We start from the raw sequence: 10,624 nt of genomic DNA, 5'->3' as shown, positions 1-10,624 counted from the left end.
GCGATAACAAGCAAACGCCCCATAATCTGATCCCTATTGCTTTACGGAATATACACTGGAGAGAGCGCGTTTGCGATCGGAAAAAATAAATTTCACGATATCTAAAACTTCCTGACAATCAAAATACTTTTCACGAACAACTTCTGCATTCTCGTATATACAATCTTTCCCTTGAAAAATTTCCTGATAAGCTGATCGCACACGCAAAATTCTATCGCGATCCATCCCTGCACGTTTCATGCCTACAACATTAATCCCACGAATAGTTCCCGGATTTCCATTTAATATACCATAAGGTATCACATCATAAAGAGCCGTTGAAAGTCCTCCTATGAAAGCATGGTGTCCAATACGTGTGAATTGATGCGCAGCAGAACCTCCACTAAACACCACACCATCACCGACTATTACATGCCCTGCAAGCATAACATTGTTGGATAAAACTATATTGTTTCCAAGTCTACAATCATGTGCCACATGCGAATTTGCCAAAAAAAAATTACAATCGCCTATAACTGTTTTTCCACCATATTCAACTGTTCCCCTGTTTATCGTAACACCCTCACGAATTACGCATTTTCTCCCGACAAACAATTCCGTTTCCAAAAAACTATGGCGGATACTCTGCGTATCACCTCCTATCACTGCCATAGGGAAAATTTTGGTAAAATCCCCAATCGAAGTTTTTCCCATCACTACGGAGTGAGATATCAATTCAACACCAATCCCAATGTCGACTTCCGGACCTACCCTACAGAAAGGACCAATAAAGCTACCTAGTCCTATTTTAGCTCCTTCTTCCACCATAGACATTGGATGGATGAAAGGAGCATCAAGAACTGAGATCATATTTTGCCTTTTTTCCCCCGAACAACCATGGCGGAAATCACTGCTTCAGCGACAGTACAGCCATCAACCTTCGCAAGACATTTAAATTTCCAAAAATGAGAACGATTGCGCAACTTCTGTACATGAAACTCCAAACGATCTCCGGGCACAACAGGCTTCCGAAAACGAGCTTGCTCAATTGACATAAGATAAGGCGGTTCATGCTTACTAAAATTATTCCTAATAGCACAAATAGCACCCGCTGTTTGTGCCATACCCTCAAGGATTAAAACACCAGGCATGACTGGCATACCCGGAAAATGTCCCTTAAAATGGGGCTCATTAAAAGTAACGTTCTTGATCCCTACAGCAGAATCATCCTCAAGAATATTCACTATCTTATCTACAAGTAAAAAAGGATATCTATGAGGAAGAAATTTCATCATATCAACAATATCTATTGCATCCAGACATGTACCCTCACCAGTCATTTTCACCCTTTACCCTATTAATAAAATTCTTACTCGATCTACCTAACATAACAATATAACGGAGATAATCCATCATAGGACGAGCTGGGAAACCACCATATTTCCCACCTGATGGCAGATCATTAAGAACACCACTTTTAGCTGCAATCTGTACGCCATCACCTATATGGACATGATTCGCAATACCACACTGACCTGCTATAACAACATTATCGCCTATACGAGCAGACCCTGCAATTCCAACTTGACTTACAATAATACATCCACAACCTATGTAAACATTGTGACCTATTTGCACCTGATTATCAATTTTTGTACCTTCTCCGATTATGGTATCATCCATCGCACCTCGATCAACGGTAGTATTAGCACCAATTTCAACTTTATCCTGAATAATAACTCGACCGATTTGAACTATTTTATGAATGCCCGATATATCCCGAGCATATCCAAATCCGTCACTACCAATTCTTGCCCCCGCATGTAAAATGACATCATTACCAATAAAAGCCGAAAATACACTTGCTCCAGCCGCAATGCTGCAATTACGTCCAATTTTCACTCCTGAACCGACAGTCACTCCTGGTCCAATATACGTACCCATTCCTATTTCAACGCCAGATCCCACTACTGCCATCGGCTCAATGGTAACGTTTTCTTCAAGCCTAACATCCTTGTCCAAAAAAGACATAGGAGATACTCTTCCTATCTCCGAAGAAATCGGCTTTGGACGCATCGCTTCTGGATATAGAATAGATCCTGCAATCGCAAAGGCAATATCAGGCATATCTGATAATAAACAAGGAATATGCTTGGGAACAAAGGATTTCATATCCGGATGACAAACAATGGCAGAGGCACTACAAGTCTTAATATCTTCAAGGTACTTGCGCGAAACAATATACGAAAGCTTCCCCTCAGACGCCTGCGCGATTGATGACAGAGAAAAAATAAGTCGTTCACTGAAAGCCTTATCGGATAAAATAGCTCCGATGGTTTGCGCCAATTTCGCAAGTGGCACTCCTTTATTCGGCGAAAAAAACTCATATTTTTCATCAAAAAGAGCCTTTGAATTCTTCAAAAAAAAAACCATATTTTATCTCAATACAATTACCAGCCTATATAAAATCCAAGAGCCTTCGTCTTATCTTCCGATTCTTTTAATAAAGGAAAAGCATAATATACACCGATCTTTCCTACTAGCGGCATCTTCATGCCAACATTTGCACCAACAGAAAGCCGCAAGGAAGAATCATTCTCCCCCTGCAAAGGAAGTCCTTGTGCAGGAATAGCAATAGCATTTCCGTAAAGAGTAGCAGAATCAACAAAAAACGAACTTCGAACACCCAATCTCTGTGGGAAAATAGGCAATGGAAAATCAACTTCCGCTTTCGCTGCGAAATAAGCCTTTCCTCCAATGGATTCTCCTCCCATTAAACGCAGACTTATTCCATCCTCCTCAAATCCTCGAATGATCTTGGGACCTATCTTGAATTGATCAACAATACTTACACCACTTTTTTCTGTAGGAACCAAATATCCAGAATTAATGCTTATAGAACCCACAACATCCAAATTATCTTCTAAAAGATGGCAATATTTCATAGATCCAGTCAATTTATAGTACTTTGAATCTCCTCCTAAACCTGCAAGACCATGTCCAATTCTCCACCATAAACCATCACGTGGCATATCAACATCATCTAGTGTATTATATATAATGTCCTGAGAAGCATATGATGTAATGTAGTTTTCCCTATTAATTAAATCTTGATATGCCGCAGAAGAAGCTACGTTGTTTGTGGTTTTAGACGTTCTTTGATTATAATTATAACTGAACTTTGTTGACAGGTTTTCGACTATAGGAATCCCAAAAGACAAAGAAGAACCCCTATTATCCTCTTGCACAAACAGTTCTCTAGTCTGCGATTTATAAAAATTAAAACCAGCTGAAACACGGCTTCCTAAAAAATACGGATCTACAATTCCTATTCCCCCTTGTACCGAACTCAAATCAAGAGGGAAAGAAGCATTAGCAGAAAAAATCAATCCTCTCCCTAGAAAATCACGCCTAGTTATACCGAATCCACCATCAGACGTGCTCAATGTCCCACTATTGGCAACGCTCAAACTTAGATTTAACTCATCTGCTTTCTTTTCTCCAACCTCTATACTCAAGATAATATGATTAGGCATATTTGTCGGTGATTTTGAAAAATTAACACTAGAAAAATAACCTGTCCTTATCAAACGGAGCTTAGCTTGCTCAAACATATCTTCATTTACTGAATCACCCTCGTTAAAATTCAGCTCACGCCGAATCAAATAATCACGCAAAGAATAATTTCCTTTAATTTCTATACGATCTATGTAAAGAGGATCTTTCTGATCAATAAAATATTCGACATCAACCGTGTTCTTTTTAAAATCTCGATTAATCTGCGATGTTACACCAACAGATGACCTTCCCATAGAATAAAAATACTCTGATATTCTTTTAACTGTCTTTTCAATGTTCCGAGTACTGTACAAATCACCGGAACGACTCTGAACAAACCGAACCAGTTCATCCCCATCTATACCTTTTAAACTTGATCTAACAACAACATTGCCAATTCTATAAATTCCACCTTCTTCAATTTTAAAAATCAAGTGATAGCCGTTATTCTGTTTATCATGAAGAACCTCTTGAGAATCAATGCGCGCACCCGCATAACCTCTATCGTCATAAAATTTACGAAGAAGATTCTTATCTAATGCCAATCTTTCATCGTTAGGAAGATCAAATCCTCCGAAAAAACGCGAGAAAACATTAGATCTTCGCGCAAAGATGACCCTCTCTAGCCTAGAACTGGAATAAGCCTTATTCCCCATAAAACTAATTTTATTGATTCTTTCCCTAATATTTTCTTTTATAGAATAAGAAAGATCGATTCTTCCAGGACTTACCGGACGCACTTGAGAATCAACAGATACATTTGAATAACCCTGTTGCGCATATACTGCTTTGATCTGAGCTATATCGGTATCAACAAGATACTTGTCATATAGACCGGTAGGACGAGAAAGAACCATATTTTGCAAGATATTTTCTTTTATATGTTCGTTTCCATTAAAAATCAGTTGATTTATAACTTTTTTCTCCACTACGGTTACAATAAGATCCGAATTTAAAAGCTGTATTTTCACATCAGAAAAATATCCTGTAGAATACAGTTTTTTTACAGAATTATTGACTTCATCATCAGAAAAAAACTTTCCAGGAACTATAGTCAGTCGAGAAACAATGGATTTTTCATCATTCTGAAAGGCACCTTGAATTTTGATACTATTTACAACCGCTGCGTTTGCCTCATATGCAATAAGTAACCAAGGAATGACAAAAATAAGAACAAAAAATCTCATAAGAGAAAGTCCAAAAAAAAAACATCTCCTAAAACTTAACCACTGATGCAACCTGCTTAAATATTTTATCCTATCCACTCTCATCACCACCATTACCTCGTCTCAAAACACAAAAAACACCGCCTATAGCTCTTCTTGTCCCACTTGCAGTCTAAAACACAAAATTTTACCCATCATAAAATCTATAAAACCAACCTATAAACGGAAAACATCATTACAAACACCAATAATAAACAATATCAGAATAATACTTAACCCGATTCCTGTAACAATTTTTTCGGAGAGAGTTCCCAGGGGTTTTTTCCTCAGCATCTCCAGGAGAACAAACATTAAATGTCCACCATCAAGAACTGGAATAGGCATCAGATTTGTTAAACCAACAACTAATGAAAAATAAGCCATAAAATATAAAGAACTATCGAATCCCGAATCATACATATTTTTCGTAATTTTTACCACACCTATAGGACCCAACACCGAATCAAACTTCGAAAATAGATAGAAAAAACTACCAAGTATATCTCTAGACTTCATTCCTACTTCTTTCAAGCTTCTGGAAAAAGCCTCCAAAATTGTGCCGGTCTTTTCTCCCATGTCTTGAGAAATGACAATACCTATAAATGGCTTTTTGGATCTTTTTATGCCAAAATCATCGACAACATCACGGAGAATAGGTGTTGCTTTTATCTCTAAAACATCTTTTCTATCACGCTTTAATACAAAAACAGCTTCTTCTTGTGCAGAATGCTTTTTCATATTCTCAAAAAATTCCGAAACAGATGATATCTCATTCCCATCAAGAGACAAAATATGATCCCCGGGCTTTATCCCCGCAATAGCGGCAGGAGTTTCAGATAATACCTTCGTAACAACCACATCTGACTGCATTGGTGGTATACCATATTTGCAAAAAATAAATGTAAAAATCAATGTAGCTACAACGAAATTTGCCACTGGACCGGCAGCAATAACCAAAAACTTTTTCCATAATGCCACCCTAAATAAAGAACATTTATCTTCTTTATCTTCTGAAAAACGAACGTATCCTAACAATGGGATTAAACAAAATTTCCAACGGACACCAGAAGAACTTGTAAAACCAATAATTTCCGGTCCAAAACCTATAGAAAAAGACAATACTTTCACGCCACATAAACGACCTACTATATAATGTCCAAGTTCATGCATAAAAATTATTACAAAAGAAATTTCCGCCAATGAAAAAACATAACCTAAAAAATTAAAGACCATATCCCTCCAGCCCCTTTATAAGAAATCAATAAGTCTATATCCCTATCATATTATTCGCAATAATCTCCGCCAAGGAAATTCCTTTATTTCCTATCACCTCTCCAAAAACAAAGGCAATCATAAAAACACCGAGACACGCAATAATCAATCCATCAACTCGATCCATTATCCCTCCATGTCCCGGCAAAAAAAACCCTGATTGCTTTACACCAAAGCATCTCTTGACAAAAGATTCAAAAAGATCTCCCAATTGACAGAATACAGATATAACGACAGAAAGAATTATCAATATCCATAAACAATCCAAGAAAAAGTAAGACGATATAATTGCTCCGGCAACAATAGAAAATGCACATCCTCCCAAAGCTCCAGACCAAGTCTTTCCTGGAGAAATCCCAGGGGCCATCTTAGGACCGCCGATGGCACGACCAATAAAATACGCAGAAACGTCGGTAACCCAAACAACAATAAAAATAAAAAATATAATGGCGAAACCTTCAAAATCATTTCCTCGAAGGGAAACCATTGCAACCGATGGCAATTGAGAATAAAGAATTCCCAAAGGAATCCAAAAACCACAACTTTGCGAGAAAGAAAAAAGAAAAATTAAAACAGCATATAAAACCAGAAAGAAAACAGCTATCTTTAAAAAACCAAAAAAAACAAGACAAGACGAAAAACAAACAACAAACCATCCTAAAAGGTGTTTATTCCAATTCAGCACAGAGGACGACTTCGTAATATTGGACCATTCGTAATAAACAAGAAGTCCTATAACCACAGAAAAAAAGCGGAAACACCATCCCCCTATCCAAGCCGCCAAAAAAAACACACAAGCAATCCCGAATCCAGAGACAATTCTCAGCCTTAATTCCCGGGACATTCAACCAACTCTCGTCTCTTTTTTGACAATCCACCAAACCTTCTATCACGAAGCCCATATTGCTCTACCGCAGAAAAAAATAACTTCCTTGAAAAATCGGGCCAATATTCGGGCATAAAAACAAACTCAGAGTAAGCTGCCTGCCACAGCAAAAAATCAGACAAACGCTCCTCACCACCTGTGCGAATAATAAGATCAGGATCCGGAACGTTAGCTGTATCCAAACGAGCAGAAATTAAAGAAGGAGTTATATCTCGTGAACACATAATCCCTGCTTCTATATCCTGAGAAAGCCCCTTCACTGCTCGAACAATCTCATCACGCGATCCATAGTTAAATGCAAGAAATAACTTCAGTCCCGTATTAAATCGTGTCCGCTCTTCTGCATCTTTCAATAACAGAACGATATCCTCATCTAAACTCGTACGTTCACCTATAATACGAACTTTCACGTTATTTTTTTCACAAGTCTCAAGTCCTTTCTGAGAAAAACCCTTGATCAATTTAACCAGCTCTAATATCTCAGAATCAGGCCTACGCCAATTATCTCTCGACAAAGCAAAAAGCGTCAGATTTTTTATTCCTATTTCACCCGCAGCCAGAACCACCTCTCGCATCGCATAAATGCCTCTGTGATGCCCTTTATAACGAGGGAGATTGCGCTCAATAGCCCAGCGCCCATTACCATCCATAATGATAGCAACATGCTCAGGAATTAATAAAGATGCCATATATGATACAATCACGAAAAAATACAGTATTCAACAATATATCAAAAATTTAGAATTTCTTTTTTTTTCTCTTCAAAAAAAACATCAACATCTATTATCATTGCATCTGTTATTTTCTGAATTTCTGCCACCAAAACTCCAAAATCATCTTCACTAATAGAACCAATCTTCTTGGATTTTTTCAAAATATCCATACCATCGCGACGGATATTACGAATAGAAACCTTACCCTTCTCAAGATAATTCTGAGCAACTTTCACAAGAGACAAACGCCTTTCCTCAGTGACTTCAGGCACCGGTATTCGCAAAATCTGACCTTCAACAATTGGATTTAGCCCAAGACTGGATTCATGGATACCTCGCTCCACAGCTGAAACCATCGACCTATCCCAAACCGATACTGAAAGCGTTCGCGAATCCATAACAACAACATTTGCTACCTGATTAAGAGGAATACGCGATCCATAAGCATCAATCCTCACCGGATCAAGAATAGACGAAGATACCCTGCCCGTACGCAAAGTCATCATGTCCTTCTTAAAAAAAGAAACAGCTTCATCCATACGTTTCTTGAGAACTTCTAAATTAATATTTTGACACATAATCTACTTCCATCCTAATAAAAACCACTTGCCAAACTAGAAAATTATTTTCCAGATACAATGGTTCTACGCCCTAATCCTGATAATACCTTTAAAAATTCTCTCGGAGAGTGAATGGAAAAAACAACTATAGGAACAGAATTATCTCGAGCCAAAATGATAGAAGCCAAATCCATAACTTCCAATCTTTTTTCAATAATTTGACTATACGTCAAAGATTCAAACCGCGTAGCTAACGAATCTTTCTTTGGATCACTAGAATATACACCATCTACCTGAGTTCCCTTGAAGATTGCATCCGCCCCTATTTCAATTGCCCGCAATGCAGCCGCCGAATCTGTAGTCAAAAAAGCATTTCCCGTCCCTCCAGAAAATATCACGACAAATCCTTGAGAAAGATACGACATCGCACTACGATGCGAAAAAATCTCACAAATCTGCGGCATAAATATGGAAGACAAAATTACTGTTCGAACATTCATCTTACGCAAGGAAGAATCTAACGCCAACGCGTTAATAACTGTAGACAACATACCCATAGAATCGCCGACAGAACGCTCAATACCTGAAATGCCGATTCCTCTGAAGATATTGCCCCCACCTACGACAACTCCAATCTCAACCCCTTTGGAAGATGCCTCTGCTATATCCGAACATATCCGATCAACTGCGCTAACATCTATCCCAAAACCCAAATCACCGGCAAGCGCTTCACCTGAAACCTTTAAAAGAACGCGTTTATAGGGAAGACCTGACAATTGTTTCTCTCTAATTAAAATTATACAGGGAAAACGCAGGGAAATCCTGTCACTCTCCACAAAAAAAACCGATACCAACAGCAAAAACAAGGACTTATCCATCTCCTTGCTTAGTCTACTTTATCGCGCAAAATGAACAACACCAACAATTTCAATAGACGCATGAATTTCTTTCTCAGAATCCTTCAAAAAATCAAATACAGTCTGATCTGTATTCATAACAAAATCCTGAGATAAAAGCACAACTTCCTTGAAAAACTTTTGCATCTTACCTTCTACTATTCTTTCAACAAGATTCTCTGGCTTACCAGAATCACGGACCTCTTCAACATAAATAGCACGCCGCCGATCAACGATAGAAGAATCAAGCCTCTGAGAAGAAATTGCCAACGGAGAAGAAGCCGCCACATGCATTGCAATCTGGACTCCAATAGAAGAAAGCTTCTCCTTGTCACCAGAAGATTTCAATGCGACAAGAACACCTATTTTACCAATCCCCTCCGAAATAGCTGCATGCACATAAGAGGAGACCACACCTTCTCCTACAGAAAGGACAGACGAACGGCGTAGACTAATATTTTCCCCTATAATCGCTATACCAGCCTTAATCCCATCTTTGACAACAATCCCAGTATCATCAAACGGCGCAGACAGAACTTCCTCAACAGAACCATCCGTGGAAAGGGCGATTTTAGCAATTTTTCGAACAATATCCTGGAAGTCGCTACTACGCGCCACATAATCAGTCTCAGAATTCACTTCTACAACAGACGCCTTCCCATAACCATCATGAGAGACTCCTATCAAACCTTCTGAAGCCTCCCTTCCTGTCTTCTTTTGCGCTCTCGACATTCCTTTGGCTTTTAGCAATTCAATCGCCAAATCCATATCCCCGTTAGCTTCCGTAAGGGCACTTTTACAGTCTCCAAAACCCGCACTAGTCTTCTCGCGTAATTCCTTTACCTTGAGAATAGATATTTCACTCATGCAACAAATCTCTTTCTAAATAAAAACCACAAAAAAGGACTTCATCAGCTAACAACATCCTCTTTCTTCTCTTCTTTATCTTCTTTTACTTCTTTGTTTTCTTTTTCTTCAAAATGATGGCTCAATTCCTCAGAAGATCCAATCTCCTCCTTTCCAGAAGATCTCTGCTGCCGAGCCAGCCCATCAAGAGCTGCCGACGCGATAAGGTCGCAAAAAAGAGCAATCGACCGAGAAGAATCATCGTTTCCTGGAATAACATAGTCTATACGATCAGGATCACAATTGGTATCAGTCACGGCTACTATAGGTATCCGTAGTCGACGAGCCTCTTCAACAGCAAGCCTCTCCCTGTTTGTATCTAGAACAAACATCAAATCAGGAAGTCCGCCCATATCACGAATGCCGCCCAGAGCCCTTTCGAGCTTGTCGCGTTTGCGTTCAATGTTTAAACGCTCTTTTTTTGTCAATCCCTGACTTTCTTTTTCTATGACCTCATCAAGCTTCCTCAATCGCTGGATAGAATTAGAAATAGTCTTCCAATTCGTAATCATTCCACCAAACCATTTAGAATCAACATAGTACTGAGCGGAACGTTTAGCAGCTTCTGCAACAAAACTGGAAGCCTGAGGCTTTGTTCCTACAAACAAAACACGACCACCTCGTGATACAGTATCAGAAACAACTTGTA

The 10,624-nt window shown here is 38.7% G+C and carries 11 protein-coding genes; all 11 read right to left on the bottom strand.

Features of this window, described 5'->3' with window-relative positions; all coding sequences use genetic code 11:
- Nucleotides 1–33 precede the first annotated feature (33 nt).
- Nucleotides 34–849: an acyl-ACP--UDP-N-acetylglucosamine O-acyltransferase gene (lpxA, locus tag H0G72_RS04935; protein ID WP_182017672.1), complete on the bottom strand. Its 816-nt coding sequence runs from the start codon at nt 847–849 to the stop codon at nt 34–36.
- Complete coding sequence (gene fabZ, locus H0G72_RS04930; protein WP_182017671.1) at nt 846–1,319, bottom strand: 3-hydroxyacyl-ACP dehydratase FabZ; 474 nt, start codon at nt 1,317–1,319, stop codon at nt 846–848. The genes lpxA and fabZ overlap by 4 nt, the downstream gene beginning before the upstream one ends.
- Nucleotides 1,309–2,412 (bottom strand): UDP-3-O-(3-hydroxymyristoyl)glucosamine N-acyltransferase, encoded by a 1,104-nt coding sequence (gene lpxD / locus H0G72_RS04925; RefSeq protein ID WP_182017670.1) that lies wholly within the window; start codon nt 2,410–2,412, stop codon nt 1,309–1,311. The genes fabZ and lpxD overlap by 11 nt, the downstream gene beginning before the upstream one ends.
- A 17-nt stretch (nt 2,413–2,429) precedes the next feature.
- A complete protein-coding gene (gene bamA / locus H0G72_RS04920) occupies nt 2,430–4,724 on the bottom strand; it encodes an outer membrane protein assembly factor BamA (protein ID WP_182017669.1) in 2,295 nt (764 codons plus the stop codon).
- Between the two features lie 195 nt (nt 4,725–4,919).
- On the bottom strand, nt 4,920–5,975 hold the full coding sequence (locus H0G72_RS04915) for a M50 family metallopeptidase (RefSeq protein WP_182017668.1): 1,056 nt from the start codon (nt 5,973–5,975) through the stop codon (nt 4,920–4,922).
- Between the two features lie 34 nt (nt 5,976–6,009).
- Complete coding sequence (locus H0G72_RS04910) at nt 6,010–6,858, bottom strand: phosphatidate cytidylyltransferase (protein ID WP_182017667.1); 849 nt, start codon at nt 6,856–6,858, stop codon at nt 6,010–6,012.
- Nucleotides 6,843–7,589 (bottom strand): polyprenyl diphosphate synthase, encoded by a 747-nt coding sequence (gene uppS, locus H0G72_RS04905; RefSeq protein WP_182017666.1) that lies wholly within the window; start codon nt 7,587–7,589, stop codon nt 6,843–6,845. The genes H0G72_RS04910 and uppS overlap by 16 nt, the downstream gene beginning before the upstream one ends.
- 41 nt (nt 7,590–7,630) lie before the next feature.
- Nucleotides 7,631–8,191: a ribosome recycling factor gene (frr, locus tag H0G72_RS04900; protein WP_182017665.1), complete on the bottom strand. Its 561-nt coding sequence runs from the start codon at nt 8,189–8,191 to the stop codon at nt 7,631–7,633.
- 44 nt (nt 8,192–8,235) lie between these two features.
- Nucleotides 8,236–8,949, bottom strand: coding sequence for a UMP kinase (gene pyrH, locus H0G72_RS04895; protein WP_259345148.1), 714 nt, complete (start codon nt 8,947–8,949; stop codon nt 8,236–8,238).
- A 120-nt stretch (nt 8,950–9,069) separates the two neighbouring features.
- Nucleotides 9,070–9,936: a translation elongation factor Ts gene (gene tsf / locus H0G72_RS04890; protein WP_182017663.1), complete on the bottom strand. Its 867-nt coding sequence runs from the start codon at nt 9,934–9,936 to the stop codon at nt 9,070–9,072.
- Between the two features lie 44 nt (nt 9,937–9,980).
- Nucleotides 9,981–10,624: 30S ribosomal protein S2 (rpsB, locus tag H0G72_RS04885; protein WP_182017662.1), on the bottom strand; the 644-nt coding region annotated here is incomplete at its 5' end.

The organism is Candidatus Liberibacter sp. (genome assembly GCF_014048425.1).
Lineage (GTDB): Bacteria > Pseudomonadota > Alphaproteobacteria > Rhizobiales > Rhizobiaceae > Liberibacter.
This window is presented reverse-complemented; position numbering and strand designations above follow the sequence as displayed.

Coding starts and splice junctions, on each gene's coding strand:
- bamA (WP_182017669.1), bottom strand. CDS start 4,724: ATGAGATTTTTTGTTCTTATTTTTGTCATTCCTTGGTTACTTATTGCA.
- fabZ (WP_182017671.1), bottom strand. CDS start 1,319: ATGACTGGTGAGGGTACATGTCTGGATGCAATAGATATTGTTGATATG.
- H0G72_RS04915 (WP_182017668.1), bottom strand. CDS start 5,975: ATGGTCTTTAATTTTTTAGGTTATGTTTTTTCATTGGCGGAAATTTCT.
- tsf (WP_182017663.1), bottom strand. CDS start 9,936: ATGAGTGAAATATCTATTCTCAAGGTAAAGGAATTACGCGAGAAGACT.
- lpxD (WP_182017670.1), bottom strand. CDS start 2,412: ATGGTTTTTTTTTTGAAGAATTCAAAGGCTCTTTTTGATGAAAAATAT.
- lpxA (WP_182017672.1), bottom strand. CDS start 849: ATGATCTCAGTTCTTGATGCTCCTTTCATCCATCCAATGTCTATGGTG.
- uppS (WP_182017666.1), bottom strand. CDS start 7,589: ATGGCATCTTTATTAATTCCTGAGCATGTTGCTATCATTATGGATGGT.
- frr (WP_182017665.1), bottom strand. CDS start 8,191: ATGTGTCAAAATATTAATTTAGAAGTTCTCAAGAAACGTATGGATGAA.
- H0G72_RS04910 (WP_182017667.1), bottom strand. CDS start 6,858: ATGTCCCGGGAATTAAGGCTGAGAATTGTCTCTGGATTCGGGATTGCT.